Source organism: Tardiphaga robiniae (assembly GCF_001618955.1).
GTDB lineage: Bacteria > Pseudomonadota > Alphaproteobacteria > Rhizobiales > Xanthobacteraceae > Tardiphaga > Tardiphaga robiniae_A.
Map to the genome: position 1 here is coordinate 218,638 of NZ_LVYV01000001.1, position 15,015 is coordinate 233,652.

Consider the following 15,015-nt stretch of genomic DNA (forward strand, 5'->3'; position numbering starts at 1 on the left):
GACTGACACACCTACGCCTCAAGATGCCGGCCGGGGAACAACTGCCTCACCAAGCCACTGACATTACCGAACAAAACCGAAAATACGTAGAGTACTGCGGCGACCAGAATGATCGCAGGGCCGGACGGCACCTTGGTCTGGAACGACAGCACCAGACCGAAGTAACCGGAGATCATCGCGCTCGCGACGGAGATCATCATCATCCCCGTGATATCGCGCGACCAGAAGCGCGCGATGCCCGCCGGCAGGATCATCAGGCCCACCGCAAGCAGCGTGCCGAGCGCATGAAAGCCGTTGACGAGATTGACGACGACCAGCGCGAGAAATGCGAGATGCGCGGGCGCGCCGGCGCGCGAGACCGTGCGCAGAAACACCGGGTCGACGCATTCGATCACCAACGGGCGATAGATCACCGCCATCACCACCAGCGTGATGGTCGCGTTGAACGCGATCACCAGCAGCGTCTGATCGTCGAGCGCGAGGATATTGCCGAACAGCACATGTAGCAGATCGATATTGGTGCCGCGCATCGAGACGATGGTGACGCCCACCGCCAGCGAGACGAGGTAGAATGCCGCGAGCGAGGCATCTTCCTTGATCACGGTGACGCGGGACACCAGACCCGCGAGCAGCGCGACGGAAAAGCCTGCAATCAGGCCGCCGAACGTCATCGCAAACAGATTGAGCCCGGAAAACAGGAAACCGATGGCGGCGCCCGGCAGGATCGCATGCGCCATGGCGTCGCCGACAAGACTCATCCGCCGCAACATCAGGAACACGCCGATGGGCGCGCCGCCGAGTGCCAGCGCGACCACGCCCGCGAGCGCACGACGCATGAACTCGAATTCGAGAAAGGGCGCGATCAGCGCATCGTAAAGCATGTCGATCAGGCCGCCCGCGAATGTGCGGGATCGACGACGCAGGTACCCGCGCCGTCATCGAAGGCTTCACACATGCGCCGCGCCTCCAGCAGGTTATCCGCCGTCAGCACCTGTTGGGTTGGTCCCCAGGCGACAGAGCCACGCGCCAGCAGCAGCGTCTCCGGGAAATGCGCGCGCACCATCTCCATATCGTGCAGCGCCGCCAGCACCGTGCGCTTTTCGGCATGCCAGTGACGAACCAGCGCAATCAGATCGGCCGACGTCTTGGTATCGATCGCATTGAACGGCTCGTCGAGTACGATGACGCGCGCATCCTGCAGCAATACGCGCGCGAACAGCATGCGCTGCATCTGGCCGCCGGACAGCGTGCCGATATTGCGGTTCTCGAATCCGTTGAGGCCAACAGCGGCGAGTGCCTGTCCGATCTGTTCGCGCGCCTTCTTGCCAAGGCCGCCGAATATGCCGGTCGTGCGCCACAGGCCAGTACCGACGAAATCGAACACCGAGATAGGGAATGTGCGGTCGATATCGACGCTCTGCGGCAGATAGGCGATGTCGCGCGCCTTCAGGCCGCCAAGTGTGATCGCGCCCGTCAGCGGCTTCAGGATGCCGACGATGCCGCGAAACAGTGTGGACTTGCCGGCGCCGTTCGGCCCGACCACCGCGAGCAAACTGCCAGCGGCGATCTCGCCATTGAGATGATGCACGGCTGGATGCCGGTCATAGCCCAGCGTGACGTTCTGGAAAGCGAGCTGTGCCGTCATGATGGCCTCATCGCCAGCAGAACCACCGCCCAGAGCGCTGCGGAAACCGCCAGCGCGGCCCCCAGCCGTGCCGGCAACGTCATGCGCAAGATCGACCAGGGTGCTGGCTGGGCCGGATGCGGGCTTGCCGGGCCATGACTGTGCGTATGACCATGGCCGTGCGCGTGACCATGGGAGTGGTCATGACCGTGGGAATGGGAATGCGCCATGAAATCGGGCCTGGCCAATGAATATCCGACGCCAAGGCGCCTGACTGTCATTTATGTTATATTATAACATACCGCAAGCCCAGGAGAGCTCAGGCAAAGTGGCGAACCAGCGCCAGACCAGCAAAAAGCCCGGCAATCGACAGCACCACTGAGCCCAGCACATAGGCCAGGGCGAGGCCCAATTCGCCGCGCTCGTAGAGCACTGCCGTATCCAGTGAGAAGGCCGAAAAGGTCGTGTAGCCGCCGAGAATGCCGGTCATCAGGAACAGGCGCCAGGGCTGCGAGGCCTCGCCCTTGAAGGCGAGATAGCCGGCAATCAGGCCCATCACGGTCGAGCCGGTGATGTTGATGAGGAAGGTGCCCCAGGGGAAAGCCGTGCCTAAGCCCCGCGCGCTGGCGACGTTGACGGCGTAGCGCAAGGTCGAGCCGAGCCCGCCGCCGACGAAAACCAGAATGTAATTCATCACCTGTCCCACCATGGCAAAGCTGAAGCTAACGCCAAATCCCGCTTCGGGTTTTTGCCGCAAGCCCTGGGGGACAGCAAGTCACGAAGAAGCACCCCAGTAAAAAGGCGGCAGCTTACGCCGCCGCCCTTGATATTCTCTGCCTGTCATTGCCGGGCAGCGCGAATCGAGCTTCGCTAGATGACCCGGCAATCCAGCACCTAAAGGACTCTTCGAAGAAGATGGGTACGCGGGTCAGGCCCGCGTACGACGTATGGCGCGTACTAGATCAGGCCTTCGAAAAGAGTTCGTCGACATATTCCCAGTTCACGAGATGATCGACAAACGCCTTCAAGTAGTCGGGACGACGGTTGCGGTAGTCGATGTAGTAGGAGTGCTCCCAGACGTCGACGCCGAGGATCGGCGTGGCGCCGTGCACAAGCGGGCTTTCGCCGTTCGCGGTCTTGGAGATTTCGAGCTTGCCGTTCTTGACCGAGAGCCAGGCCCAGCCGGAGCCGAACTGGCCGACGCCTGCAGCGGCGAAGTCGGTCTTGAACTTTTCGAGACCGCCGAGATCCTCGGTGATCTTCTTCTCCAGGCGGCCGGGCAGCTTGTCGCCACCGCCGTTCGGCTTCATCCAGTTCCAGAAGTGGAGGTGGTTGTAGTGCTGGCCGGCATTGTTGAAGAGCGCGGCATTCTTGCCGAACGAGCCCTTCACGATTTCTTCAAGCGATTTGCCTTCGAATTCGGTGCCCTTCAGCAGGTTGTTGCCGTTGGTCACGTAAGCCTGATGGTGCTTATCGTGATGGAATTCCAGCGTTTCCTTCGACATATGCGGCGCGAGCGCGTCATAGGCGTAAGGCAGGTTGGGAAGCGTGAAGGTCATGGGTCCAGATCCGCAATAATGGGAGAGTTGGCTTAACGGGAACCCTTATAGAAGGTTCCGTCCGGCTCCGACACTCCCATCTTTGCGAACCCGATCGCTTCGCGATCAGGCCGCACTCGGCATTGCGGTAGGGACGGCATCGCGCCGCACCGGAGGCTTCACATTCATCAGCATCTGGAAACATCCCGCGATCAGCCCGATCACGACGGCGAATTGCCAGGCGCGATCGTAATTGCCGAGATGAGAGAAGATCATGCCACCGCCCCAGGCGCCGAGGAAAGATCCCGCCTGATGGCTGAGGAAAGCGATGCCGGTGAGTGTCGCCATAAAGCGCAACCCGAACAGTTGCGCGACGAGGCCGTTCACCAGCGGCACCACGCCAAGCCACAGCGATCCCAGCACGGCCGCGAAAATCATGGTCGTGGTCGGGGTTGCCGGAAAATAGAAATAAGTGGCGAGCGCCAGCGAGCGGACGATGTAAATTCCGCCGAGCAAAATCTGCTTCGGATAACGGCCACCGAGCCAGCCAAAGGCGTAGGAGCCGAATACGTTGAACAGGCCAACCAGCGCCAGCGCCGTCGCGCCGAGCGATGCATCGAGGCCGCAGATCGCCAGATAGTTCGGCAGATGCGTCGTGATGAAGACGAGCTGCAGACCGCAGACGAAGAACGACAGCGCCAATACGATATAGCCGGAATGGCCGAGGGCGGATTGAACCACTTCGCTCAACGATTGCTCCGGCTCATCCGCCGATGCGTGCTCGATCTTGTCGGACTGGCCGGCAAATAATGCGGCAGGGACCATCACAGCAGCCAGACCTAGGAAGCCGATCAGTGCGACCTGCCAACCGGCTGTCGAGATCAACGTCTGCGCCAGCGGCGAGGCAATGACGAGGCCCAGCGAACCGGCGGCCGACACAGCACCCATGGTGACACTGCGCTTGGCAGCGGACACACTGCGCGAGGCCACAGTCATGGTCATGCTCGATGCCGTACAGGACAGCGCGAGGCCGACACACAGGCCGGCGCCCAAGGTGAAAACTAGCGGCGTGGTCGCGACCATCATAAAGACGAGGCCGGCTGCATAAATCAAAACGCCGATGATCATCACATGACGGGTGCCGAAACGATCGGCGATAGCACCGATGAAGGGCTGCGAGATGCCCCAGATCACGTTCTGCAAAGCGGTGGCCAGGGAGAAATCGGCCGTGGTGATGGCGGTGTCGCGCAGAATCGAGGGTTGAAACAGGCCGAAGCTCTGGCGCATGCCCATGGCCAGGCTGAGCAGCGTCGCCGCGCCGGCCAAAATCGCCCAGCGCTGGTATTTGGAGAGCTCCGCCTCAGTCATTCCAACGTTTCCTTGATCCCTAGAATATTATTCTCAGATAAGCACTGGATTCGACAGGTTTACTACCCTCGGACCGACCTATAAGGGCTGCACAAAGCGCAGAGGTGGCGACCGAAATGAGCATCGAAATCGAAATCGTGACCGGCGATGCCTCATGGCCGAGCGTCAAGCCGCTGTTCGACCTCGCATGGCCGCGGGAGGTAGTCGAAAAGCTGTCCTGGGGGCACGTGGTTTTCGCCAACCCCGAATTGCGGGTGATCGTGGAGGACGACGGACAACCGGTCTGCCATGTCGGCCTGTATCGGCGTGAAGGCATGTGGAAAGGCCGCAAGACGCGGATTGGCGGCATCGGCGGCGTGGTAACACACCCGGACTATCGCCGGCGTGGTCTGGCCAGTGTGGCCCTGACCGCAGCATTGCATACGCTAAAAGACGAACGCGCCACCGATTTTGCGCTGCTGTTCTGCGAACCGCACAATGTGGATTTTTACACGCGCCGCAACTGGAAGCCGTTCATCGGCGAAGTCTTTGCCGAACAGCACGGCGAACGTATGCGCTTTGATGCCATGACGCCACTGGTCTCCTACCTGAAGCGCGCACCGCATGAAGGAGAGATGGATCTCTGCGGATTGCCATGGTGACCTGTGGCCGGTCTGCTTGAGCGAACTGCGTCAAATTGAATCGATCATGATCATTTGAGACGCTGGCAATCTCAAACGCGTCGCCGCGGCATTGCACAAATCCCATTTCTTGTTATGCAGACCGCCTGATCCGAGGAGACACGCATGGCCGCCAGATTCACTGTTATGATCGCATTGCTGGGTGCAGTGTTCGCAGGCTCCGCTGCGCAAGCCCAATCGGGCGGCGAAGCAACGGGTGTCTGGCAGACCCAGGCCGGCGATGCACAGGTGCGGGTCAGCAAATGCGGCACCATCCTGTGCGGCACCGTCGTCTCGCTGCGCGACAAGATCGATCCGCAGACCGGCAAGCCGCCGATCGACGACAAGAATCCCGATCCCGCGCTGGCCAAGCGCTCGATGATCGGTGTTCACCTGTTCTACGATATGCGCCCTACCGGATCGAACACGTGGTCCGGCCGGATCTACAATGCCGATGACGGGAAGATCTATACCAGCAACGTCGCACTGGTCGGCCCCAACACGCTGAAGGTCGAAGGCTGCGTCGGCGCATTCTGCGGTGGCGAGAACTGGACCCGCGTCGGCCGATAATTCAGTTCGCTTCTCTCAGACTGACATGGCCTTCAACGCGGTGGCCGCCGAGGCATAGCCGCCGCGCGCGCCATCGATGAAATGTACGTGATCGCTGCGGATGGCTGACGGTGTGAAACACGTCATCATCGCCGCATCCTGCCGGTGCAGACCATAGCGCACCGTTCCTTCCGAAGCTGCCGCAACAAGACGCTGCTCCAGCGCGCGTTCAAGATCGGGCGTGCAATCCAGGATCATGCGCAGGCTGTCGTCATACTTGCGGAAATCCGAGTTCTCGACCAGCTGCTGCACATAGGTCTTGGGCACGAAGCCGCCAATGCTGATGCCAAAGCGCATCAACACAAAAACGAACAGCGTTCGCGTCGTCACCCAAAGACGAAAGCGCGACAGCGATTTCGCGCCGCGGCCGGCTCGGATTTCGTAGCCGAGACCCGCGGGCGGCCACGTCATCGCGGGACCGCCTGCGGGTACGGGACGGCCCGCATTTGGACTGCGTTCGACCAGCGCGATAATGTCTTCTATGACGCTACGAAATGCGGATGTGTCGGCGCCCGCTGCAGCCGTCACCAGCACCGACAGGATCAAGCCGTGTGTCGATGGAATTTCCTCGAAGCGACATGAGAGCCCGGAGAGATCGGGATAGGTTCCGACAGATGCGGGCGCCACGGTGAACTCACCGCGCTTCATCGCGGCCTCCGCCCAGCCTAATCCGCCACCGGAAAACATCGCATAGGACACGTTCTTCGACGGACCGAAGCGGGCCACGCGCACGTCCAGCCCCTGCGCACGGATGTCCTTGATCGGGACCAGGGCCACGCGCATCACGAGATCGAGATCGTGCTTCACCCAGGTTGCCGTCGCCGCCAATGCCCCGCTGGCGCGATCGAGGTCGTCCGGCGAGACTGCGAAGCTCGCGCCATCGCCGCCGAACACGAAGGGGAATTCGCGGCCGTCCAACGCGTTGGTCACGGCAGCAATGACGGCGGCGCCGGCCATGTTGACGGCTTTGTAGCGCTGTTCGGCGATGGCCTTGGTGGATTCGACGATATCGGCGACGCCGACGATCCAGTCATCCGGCAGCGGCTTGTACAATGCCGGGTCCATCACCCGGTCGAAACCGTAAAATATTGAAATGCCGTCGTAAAACGCGCTGACGCCGGTCGTCATGATGCGAAAATGATCCTGCGGCAACGTTGCGTCAACCCAATGACGCTCCTGAGGCAGAACTCATAGCACGCAATTTCGACGGACGTGCGATATCAGCAATCCAAAGTCGTCTGCCGCTCCCATTCGGTGAGCTGACGGCAGTGCTCATTCCAGTCGCTATGTTTGAGCTTGAGATACGATCCGACCACGACCTCGCCGAGTTGATCCTTCAACACCTCGGATGCTTCGAGCGCCCGCAATGCATCGAGCAGGTTCAGCGGCAACTGCTTTGCCTTCGGCGCCTTCGCGCCTTCCGTATACATATTGATGTCGAGGCGCGGGCCGGGATCGCGGCTGTTGGCCATGCCGTCGAGACCAGCGGCGAGCAAGGTCGCCGGCAGCAGATAGGGATTCACCGCACCATCGGGCAAACGGAATTCAAAACGGCCAGCATCGGGAATGCGGATCATATGCGTGCGGTTGTTGCCGCCGTAGGTCACCGTATTCGGCGACCACGTCGCGCCGGAGAGCGTGCGCGGCGCATTGATGCGCTTGTAGGAGTTCACCGTGGGATTGGTAATAGCACAGACCGCTTCCGCCGAATGCACGAGTCCGCCGATGAAGTGATAGGCTGTCTTCGACAGACCGAGTTCACCGGCCTCATCTTCAAATACGTTCGAGCCGTCCTTGGTCGACCATAGCGACGCATGGACGTGGCAGCCATTACCGGTGAGATTGGCAAACGGCTTCGGCATGAAGGTCGCCTTGAACCCGTGCTTCTCGGCAATCGACTTCACCATGAACTTGAAAAAAGCGTGGCGATCGGCGGTCTTCAGCGCGGTGTCGAACTCCCAGTTCATCTCGAACTGGCCGTTGGCGTCTTCATGATCGTTTTGATACGGCTTCCAGCCGAGCGCAATCATCGCATCGCAGATCTCCGCGACGATCTCGTAGCGCCGCATCAGCGCCTGCTGGTCGTAACATGGCTTGGCCTGCTGATCGGCCGGATCAGAGATCGCGGTACCGTCCGGCGAGATCAGGAAGTACTCGCATTCCACGCCGGTCTTGAGTTCGACGCCCTGCTCCGCGGCTTTTGCGATCAAACTTTTCAGCACCTGGCGCGGATTCTGCGCGACCGGCTTGCCGCCCATATAGAGATCGCCGGTGACCCAGGCGACACCCGGCTTCCACGGCAGCAGCGTCAGTGTGTCCATATCCGGCATCACGAGCACATCGGGATCGGCCGGCGTCATGTCGAACCAGGCGGCAAATCCCGCGAAACCCGCGCCGGATTTGGCGACGCTGTCCATCGCGGTCGCCGGCACCAGCTTGGCGCGCATACCGCCGAACAGATCGACAAAGGCAACGAGGAAATATTTGAGGTCGTGCTGTTTGGCTAGTTCGGTCCAGGTCGTCATTGACATCTCCGAAGGTAAACCAGCCATTCTGGTTCGTAAGAATTACGGCGGCCTGTTAGATATTGCTGCCGGGAATCCAGTTCGTTCCGGCGAGAGGGACTCTCGCCATGGCCGCCGACTCCATTGTCAGCGCCACCAGATCTTCCGGTTCGAGATTGTGGACGTGGCTCTTGCCGCAGGCGCGCGCGATGGTCTGCGCTTCCAGCGTCATCACAGAGAGATAGTTTGCGAGCTTGCGGCCGGCGACCACGGGATCGAGCCGCGCGGCTAGCAAAGGATCCTGCGTGGTGATGCCGGCGGGATCGCGGCCTTCATGCCAGTCATCATAGGCACCGGCCGTGGTGCCGAGCTTCTGGTATTCGGCTTCCAATGCCGGATCGTTATCGCCCAACGCAATCAGCGCGGCCGTGCCGATCGCGACAGCATCGGCACCAAGCGCAAGACACTTGGCCACGTCGGCGCCATTGCGGATGCCGCCGGAGACGATGAGCTGTACCTTGCGATGCATGCCGAGATCCTGCAGCGCCTTCACGGCCGGCGGAATCGCGCACATGGTGGGCAGGCCGACATTCTCGATGAACACGTCCTGCGTCGCAGCCGTCCCGCCCTGCATGCCATCGAGCACGATGGCATCGGCGCCGGACTTCACCGCGAGTGCGATATCATAATACGGGCGAGAGGCACCGACCTTCACATAGATCGGAATCTGCCAGTCGGTGATCTCGCGCAATTCCTGGATCTTGATTTCGAGATCGTCGGGCCCGGTCCAGTCCGGATGTCGGCACGCCGAGCGCTGGTCGATACCGACGGGCAGACGTCGCATGCCGGCGACGCGCTCGGTAATCTTCTGGCCCAGCAGCATGCCGCCGCCGCCGGGCTTGGCGCCCTGCCCGACCACGACTTCAATTGCATCGGCCTTACGCAGGTCATCCGGGTTCATGCCGTAACGCGACGGCAGCACCTGATAGACGAGCAGATCGGAATGACCACGCTCTTCCGGCGTCATGCCGCCATCGCCTGTGGTGGTGGATGTGCCGACCGCCGACGCGCCGCGACCGAGCGCTTCCTTGGCGGGGCCGGACAGCGCACCGAAGCTCATGCCAGCGATGGTGATCGGAATTTTCAGATGGATCGGCTTCTTCGCAAAGCGCGCGCCGATGACGACATCGGTGGCGCATTTCTCGCGATAGCCTTCCAGCGGATAGCGGCTGATCGAAGCACCGAGAAACAGCAAATCATCGAAATGCGGCAGCTTGCGCTTGGCGCCGGCGCCGCGGATGTCATAGATGCCGGTCGCGGCAGCACGACGGATTTCCGCGATCGCGGCATCATCGAAGGTCGCGGACTTGCGCGGCGGCGTATGGATCCAGCGGTCTTGCGCGCTCATCAGTATGATCCGACGTTATCGATGTGGAAGTGATAGAGCTTGCGCGCCGAGCCATAGCGCTTGAACTCGTCGGGGCTGACGCCTTCGACGCCCGCGTCATCCAGCAGCTTCTTCAGCTCAACCTTGTGTTCGTCCTTGAGCGGCTTCTCGACGCAATCGGCCCCTAAGCTCGCCACCGTTCCGCGCACGAACAGCTGCGCCTCGTAGATGGAATCGCCGAGCGCCTCGCCGGCATCACCGAGCACGACGAGCTTGCCGGCCTGCGCCATGAAGGCCGACAGATGGCCGACCGAGCCTTTCACGACGATGTCGATACCCTTCATCGAGATGCCGCAACGCGCGGACGCATTGCCGTCGATCACCAGCAGGCCGCCATTGCCGCTGGCGCCGGCTGCCTGCGAGGCATCGCCGGTGACATGCACGCGGCCCGACATCATGTTTTCGGCGATGCCCTGCCCGGCATTGCCGCGCACGGTGACGCGCGCCTGCTTGTTCATGCCGGCGCAGTAATAACCGACGTGACCGTCGATCTCGATCTCGACGGGAAAGTCGAGACCCACGGCGATATTATGCTGGCCGCGCGGATTGCTGACGGTCCAGTGCGTCGCGTTGGTGTTATCAGTCAGCGCATGCAGCGCGCTGTTGAGTTCGCGCAGCGGCGAGGACGCAAGATCGACCGAAGGCATCAGTGCCGCTCCCACAGATAGACGCGGGCCGGCGCAGGCTCCCAGACTTTTGCCGCGTCGATGCCCGGCAGATCGACCAGCGCACGATATTCAGTGCCGAAGGCGACCCAGCGATCGGTCTCGGCCATCACAGCCGGCTTGCAGGCGATGGGATCACGCAGCACACCGAATCCGGTCTCGGTACCGATAACGAATGTATAGAAGCCATCCAGCGCGGAGAGCGAAGAGGTCATCGCATCCTGCAGCGATGCACCTGCCGCCATCTGCGAACTGATATAGCCGGCGGCGACTTCGGAATCGTTTTCCGTGCGGAACGTCATGCCCTGGCGGATCAGCTCGCGGCGCACGTCATTGTGGTTCGACAGCGAACCGTTATGCACCAGGCACTGATCGGTGCCTGTGGTGAAGGGATGCGCGCCATTGGTCGTCACGGCGGACTCGGTTGCCATGCGCGTATGACCGACGGCATGGGTGCCGGTCATCGCGTTCAAGCCGAAACGCCTGGCGACATCGGCAGGCAGGCCGACTTCCTTGAACACGGCCATGCGCTTGCCGCGCGCGACCATATCGACGTCTTTCATGCCGACGAGCGCAGACGCGACGGCAGCCTCGCGATCGGTGGGGATGCTGATGACGGCGTGGGTGTCGTGTACCTGATAGGAAATCGGCGCGCCGGCGAGTTTGCCCAGCGAAGCCATCAGTTCAGCGAAATCGAACGACGGCGCAGCGCGCAGCGTCAGCTTGATCTGGCCGTTATCTCCATCGCCATAGACCGCGAAGCCTGCAGAGTCGGGACCGCGATCGCTCAGCGCTTCCAGCATGCCGGACAGCAGCCCGCCCAATTCGGGGGCCAGCTTTTGATCTTTCAGGAACAGACCTGCAATGCCGCACATGAGGAACGTCTCACTCGTTGAATGCGCGTGGACCTTGCCCGAAACAAAACCGCCATGTCAACCATAGAGAAAATAGTTTTCCTGACAGGAAATATCGCTATTGTCGGGAAATCATCGCACGCAGGAAACGCCACCGTGAAAGCGAAACCGAAGAAGACCAAATCATCACCACCCGCGCGATCGAAGCCGGAGGAGCTACGCACCGGTTCGAACGCGCCGCTGGAAGTCGGCGGCTCGCTGGAATCGAAGATCGGCAACGAAGTGCGGCAACTGCGCAAAGAGCTGGAGCTGACGGTGGCCGAGCTCAGCACGTCGGCGGGTATCTCCACCGGGATGCTGTCGAAGATCGAGACCGGCAGCATCTCGGCATCGCTGGGCACATTGAATGCGCTGTCGAAAGCACTCAACGTGCCGATCAGTCGCTTTTTTCGCGAGACCGAGGAAGAGCGTGACTGCTCCTTCGTCAAGGCCGGCGCGGGCGTCAAGATCGAGCGGCGCGGCACCAAGTCCGGCCACCACTATCAATTGCTCGGCCAGTCGATCCACGGTGAACTTGGCGTCGAGCCATATCTGATCACGCTCAATGAAGACGCCGAGGCCTATAGCAATTTCCGCCATGCTGGCGTCGAGATGATCTACATGCTGTCAGGCAAGGTGCGTTATCGCCATGCCGACCAGACCTATCTGATGGAGCCCGGCGACACGCTGTTCTTCGATGCCGCCGCGCGGCACGGGCCTGAGGAGCTAGTGAAAGCACCGATGACATATCTGTCGGTGATCATCTATCCGCGACGGAGCTAGGTGCTGGCTTTTTTACCTCTCCCCGCTTGCGGGGAGAGGTCGGATCGCGAACGTCAGCGAGTGATCCGGGTGAGGGGCTTTCACTGCAGCGGCGCCATTCGCACACTCTCGGTTCGGAAACTTTTGCGATCCGTGATTGCGAGCATGATGAAGCGCCGTCTCCCGCCCCTCACCCGTCTCGAACCCGCTTCGCGTGTTCGATCCACCCACTCCCCGCAAGCGGGGCGAGGGAAATCAGCGCGCCTTCGTCGTCCCCGACATCCGGTCCTGCGACGGTGGCACATCGAAGGCCCGCCGATACATCCGTGCGAAATGGCTGGCGCTGGCGAAGCCGCATTCGGCCGAGACCTCGACCACCGGCATGCTGGTCTGCTGCAACAGCGCGCGGGCCTTGGCGAGACGCAGGGTCAGGTAATGCTGCTCGATGGTTACGCCGAGATGCGCGGTGAACAGCCGCTCGAGCTGGCGCACGGACACACCGGCCGCCTTCGCCAGCTCGTCGCGCGGCGCAGGGCTGGCCAGACGCCGTTCCATCACGGTGATCGCCGAGAGCACGGCGCGATTGCTGGTGCCGAGGCGCTCGCGCAATGAAATGCGCTGGCTGTCGTCGCCGAGACGCACGGCGGTTTGCAGAAACCAGTCACTGACTTTCGCTGCCAGTGCCTGGCCGTGATCGCGGCGGATGATGGCATGCATCATGTCGAGCGCGGCGACGCCGCCGGCGCAGGTCAGCCGGCTGCCGTCGATCTCGAACAAAGTGCGCGTCGGCTCGATCTCGGGAAAGGCCTCGATGAACGCATCGAGATGTTCCCAATGGATCGTGCAGCGGACATCGTTGAGAATGCCCGCTTTGGCGAGAATAAAAGGCCCACCAGAGACGCCGCCAATGGCGCAACCCGAACGCGCGAGGCGTCGCAGCCAGGCCAGCGTCTTCGCATCGTCAAACGCCGCGGGATTGCCGCCGGCGCAGACCAGCACCGTGTCATAGCGCACGCTGTCCGCAATGGTGTGATCGGACGCCACCGACAGGCCGTTCGACGCCAGGACCGCGTCGGCGCCGGTCGAGATCTGCAGCCACTGATACAGTTTCTTGCCGGCCAGCACATTGGCGGCGCGCAGCGGCTCGACCGCCGATGCGAAGGACATCAGCGCGAAGCCGTCGATCAGGAGAAAGCCGACGCGGTGGGGCTGGGCCATGATATCCGCGTCGGTTCAAGCCATGACGTCAGGTTACGCCCACTCGCCCTTGCGGAACACCGGCACGCGACGGCCGTCGGTGTGGACGCCGTCGATGTCGATCTCGCCGGAGCCGATCATCCAGTCGATATGGATGAAGCTCTTGTTGCCGCCCTGCGCCGCGATCTGCTCGGGCGTGAGGTCGCCGCCATTGACGAAGCACTTCGAATAGCACTGGCCAAGCGCGATATGGCAGGCAGCGTTCTCGTCGAACAGCGTGTTGTAGAACAAGAGGCCACTCGCCGAGATCGGCGACGAATGCGGCACCAGCGCCACTTCGCCGAGCCGGCGCGAGCCTTCGTCGGTGTCGAGCACCTTGTTGAGCACCTCCTCGCCGCGCGAGGCCTTGGCCTCGACGATCTTGCCGTCCTCGAAGCGTACCGCGATGTCGTCGATCAGCGTGCCCTGATAGGATAGCGGCTTGGTCGAGCGGACATGGCCATTCACCCGCGCAGCGTGCGGCGTGGTGAAGACTTCCTCGGTCGGAATATTGGCATTGCAGATGATGCCGTTCTTGGCTGTCGACGCGCCGCCTTCCCATTCGTGGCCATCGGCGAGGCCGACCACGAGATCGGTACCCGGTCCGGTGAAGTGCAGCGCGTGGAAGCGCTGCGCGTTCAGCCATTCGGTGCGGCTACGCAACGCAGCATTGTGCTTGGCCCATGCCGCGATGGGACCGGCATTGTCGACCCGCGACGCCGCGAAGATCGCATCCGCGAGCTTCTGCACGGCGATATCGTCCTCGTCGCCGGGAAACACCTGCTTGGCCCACGAGAGCGTCGGATAGGCAATGATGTTCCAGTTGATGTCGAAGCCGGCGATCTTCTGCAGCGCCGGCTGATAGGCGATGGAATTCGCCTTGCTGGCGCGCGACACCTTGGCGGGATCTTCGTTGGACAGCAGCATCGGATTGTCGCCGACGATGGCGAGGCGCGCGGTGTTGCTGCCGAGCGCCTTGGCCATGCCCTCATAGAGCCAGCCGGCGGCGCGATCGAACGACACATCGTGGCCGTAGCGATAGCGCGCCAGCGTCATCTCTTCATCGGAGAAAAACGGCGTCACCAGGCCTGCGCCGGCCTTGTAGGCATGTTCAGCGATCTTGCGTACCAGCGGCAGCGCCGCAGCGGGGCCGGTCAGCAGCAGATCCTGCCCCGGCGCCAGTTGCAGCCCGACTTTCACGGCGACTTCGGCCAGACGGTCGAGCTTCACGGGATCGATAGGGGTGGACAAATTGCGCTGGTGAACGGTCATGCAGAGGCCCTGACTGGTGTGAACGTAGCTGGACCCGAATGTAGGCGCAGATGCGCCTTGCCGCCAGCCGGTCAACCGCAAGCCTGCCGAACGCTTATGTGAGCGCGGGCTGCGGGACGAGGGCCCGGTAATGGGCCAGCGCGTAAAGACGAATCGCGGAGGAGAGATTGTTCTGCTGGCGGTTCTTGTCGATCTCGCCGACGAGCTGCGACATCGTGATCCGGCGCATGCCGGCAATCTCCTTGAGCGCCGTCCAGAACGCCTCTTCAAGACTGACGCTCGTCTTGTGTCCGGCAACAACGATTGATCGTTTCACGACGGGTGATTTCACCGCGCCTCCTCCATTTCCGCCCAGTGGTCATTTTCTTTTGAGAGCAGCTTATACGGATTGAAACCTGCGGCAACAGATCAGATCATCCGACCTTAGACGAGTACTCG

At 61.8% G+C, this 15,015-nt stretch carries 17 protein-coding genes; 3 read left to right on the forward strand and 14 right to left on the reverse strand.

Annotated elements, in window-relative coordinates:
* Window positions 1-11: 11 nt before the first annotated feature.
* The 6 genes from A4A58_RS01040 to A4A58_RS01060 all read right to left on the reverse strand — a co-directional run bounded on the left by A4A58_RS01040 (window position 12) and on the right by A4A58_RS01060 (window position 4,530).
* Window positions 12-881: a metal ABC transporter permease gene (locus A4A58_RS01040; protein ID WP_068729007.1), complete on the reverse strand. Its 870-nt coding sequence runs from the start codon at window positions 879-881 to the stop codon at window positions 12-14.
* A 5-nt stretch (window positions 882-886) separates the two neighbouring features.
* Window positions 887-1,645 carry a metal ABC transporter ATP-binding protein gene (locus A4A58_RS01045; protein ID WP_068729009.1) on the reverse strand — a complete coding sequence of 253 codons (759 nt, stop codon included), beginning with the start codon at window positions 1,643-1,645 and terminating at the stop codon, window positions 887-889.
* Window positions 1,642-1,854: a hypothetical protein gene (locus tag A4A58_RS31345; RefSeq protein ID WP_081421648.1), complete on the reverse strand. Its 213-nt coding sequence runs from the start codon at window positions 1,852-1,854 to the stop codon at window positions 1,642-1,644. The genes A4A58_RS01045 and A4A58_RS31345 overlap by 4 nt, the downstream gene beginning before the upstream one ends.
* Window positions 1,855-1,943: 89 nt before the next feature.
* Window positions 1,944-2,318: a fluoride efflux transporter CrcB gene (gene crcB / locus A4A58_RS01050; protein ID WP_068730358.1), complete on the reverse strand. Its 375-nt coding sequence runs from the start codon at window positions 2,316-2,318 to the stop codon at window positions 1,944-1,946.
* Between the two features lie 268 nt (window positions 2,319-2,586).
* Window positions 2,587-3,183 (reverse strand): superoxide dismutase, encoded by a 597-nt coding sequence (locus tag A4A58_RS01055; protein WP_068729011.1) that lies wholly within the window; start codon window positions 3,181-3,183, stop codon window positions 2,587-2,589.
* A 105-nt stretch (window positions 3,184-3,288) separates the two neighbouring features.
* A complete protein-coding gene (locus tag A4A58_RS01060) occupies window positions 3,289-4,530 on the reverse strand; it encodes an MFS transporter (protein WP_068729013.1) in 1,242 nt (413 codons plus the stop codon).
* A gap of 116 nt (window positions 4,531-4,646) precedes the next feature.
* Here A4A58_RS01060 and A4A58_RS01065 point away from each other — a divergent pair, with 116 nt between their 5' ends.
* Together A4A58_RS01065 and A4A58_RS01070 are read left to right on the forward strand one after the other, a co-directional pair.
* Window positions 4,647-5,171, forward strand: a complete 525-nt coding sequence (locus A4A58_RS01065) for a GNAT family N-acetyltransferase (RefSeq protein WP_068729015.1) — start codon at window positions 4,647-4,649, stop codon at window positions 5,169-5,171.
* 144 nt (window positions 5,172-5,315) lie between these two features.
* Window positions 5,316-5,759 carry a DUF2147 domain-containing protein gene (locus A4A58_RS01070; protein WP_068729017.1) on the forward strand — a complete coding sequence of 148 codons (444 nt, stop codon included), beginning with the start codon at window positions 5,316-5,318 and terminating at the stop codon, window positions 5,757-5,759.
* A 15-nt stretch (window positions 5,760-5,774) separates the two neighbouring features.
* On the opposite strand, the gene A4A58_RS01075 is transcribed toward A4A58_RS01070, so the two are convergent.
* The 5 genes from A4A58_RS01075 to A4A58_RS01095 form a co-directional block, all read right to left on the reverse strand.
* Window positions 5,775-6,926, reverse strand: coding sequence for a DUF3095 domain-containing protein (locus tag A4A58_RS01075; RefSeq protein WP_068730359.1), 1,152 nt, complete (start codon window positions 6,924-6,926; stop codon window positions 5,775-5,777).
* 92 nt (window positions 6,927-7,018) lie between these two features.
* Window positions 7,019-8,323, reverse strand: a complete 1,305-nt coding sequence (gene glnT / locus A4A58_RS01080; protein ID WP_068729019.1) for a type III glutamate--ammonia ligase — start codon at window positions 8,321-8,323, stop codon at window positions 7,019-7,021.
* A gap of 55 nt (window positions 8,324-8,378) precedes the next feature.
* Window positions 8,379-9,710, reverse strand: coding sequence for an FMN-binding glutamate synthase family protein (locus tag A4A58_RS01085; protein ID WP_068729021.1), 1,332 nt, complete (start codon window positions 9,708-9,710; stop codon window positions 8,379-8,381).
* Window positions 9,710-10,396 (reverse strand): protein glxC, encoded by a 687-nt coding sequence (locus tag A4A58_RS01090; RefSeq protein WP_068729023.1) that lies wholly within the window; start codon window positions 10,394-10,396, stop codon window positions 9,710-9,712. Before A4A58_RS01090 ends, A4A58_RS01085 begins: the two co-directional genes overlap by 1 nt.
* Window positions 10,396-11,289 carry a class II glutamine amidotransferase gene (locus tag A4A58_RS01095; RefSeq protein ID WP_068729025.1) on the reverse strand — a complete coding sequence of 298 codons (894 nt, stop codon included), beginning with the start codon at window positions 11,287-11,289 and terminating at the stop codon, window positions 10,396-10,398. Before A4A58_RS01095 ends, A4A58_RS01090 begins: the two co-directional genes overlap by 1 nt.
* A gap of 135 nt (window positions 11,290-11,424) precedes the next feature.
* On the opposite strand from A4A58_RS01095, the gene A4A58_RS01100 reads away from it, so the two are divergent.
* Window positions 11,425-12,090, forward strand: coding sequence for a helix-turn-helix domain-containing protein (locus A4A58_RS01100; RefSeq protein WP_068729027.1), 666 nt, complete (start codon window positions 11,425-11,427; stop codon window positions 12,088-12,090).
* Between the two features lie 234 nt (window positions 12,091-12,324).
* Here A4A58_RS01100 and A4A58_RS01105 read toward each other — a convergent pair whose 3' ends face one another.
* The 3 genes from A4A58_RS01105 to A4A58_RS01115 all read right to left on the reverse strand — a co-directional run bounded on the left by A4A58_RS01105 (window position 12,325) and on the right by A4A58_RS01115 (window position 14,908).
* On the reverse strand, window positions 12,325-13,287 hold the full coding sequence (locus A4A58_RS01105; RefSeq protein ID WP_068729029.1) for a GlxA family transcriptional regulator: 963 nt from the start codon (window positions 13,285-13,287) through the stop codon (window positions 12,325-12,327).
* Between the two features lie 33 nt (window positions 13,288-13,320).
* Complete coding sequence (locus A4A58_RS01110; protein ID WP_068729031.1) at window positions 13,321-14,577, reverse strand: aminopeptidase; 1,257 nt, start codon at window positions 14,575-14,577, stop codon at window positions 13,321-13,323.
* 94 nt (window positions 14,578-14,671) lie between these two features.
* Window positions 14,672-14,908 carry a ribbon-helix-helix domain-containing protein gene (locus A4A58_RS01115; RefSeq protein WP_068729033.1) on the reverse strand — a complete coding sequence of 79 codons (237 nt, stop codon included), beginning with the start codon at window positions 14,906-14,908 and terminating at the stop codon, window positions 14,672-14,674.
* Window positions 14,909-15,015: the final 107 nt, after the last annotated feature.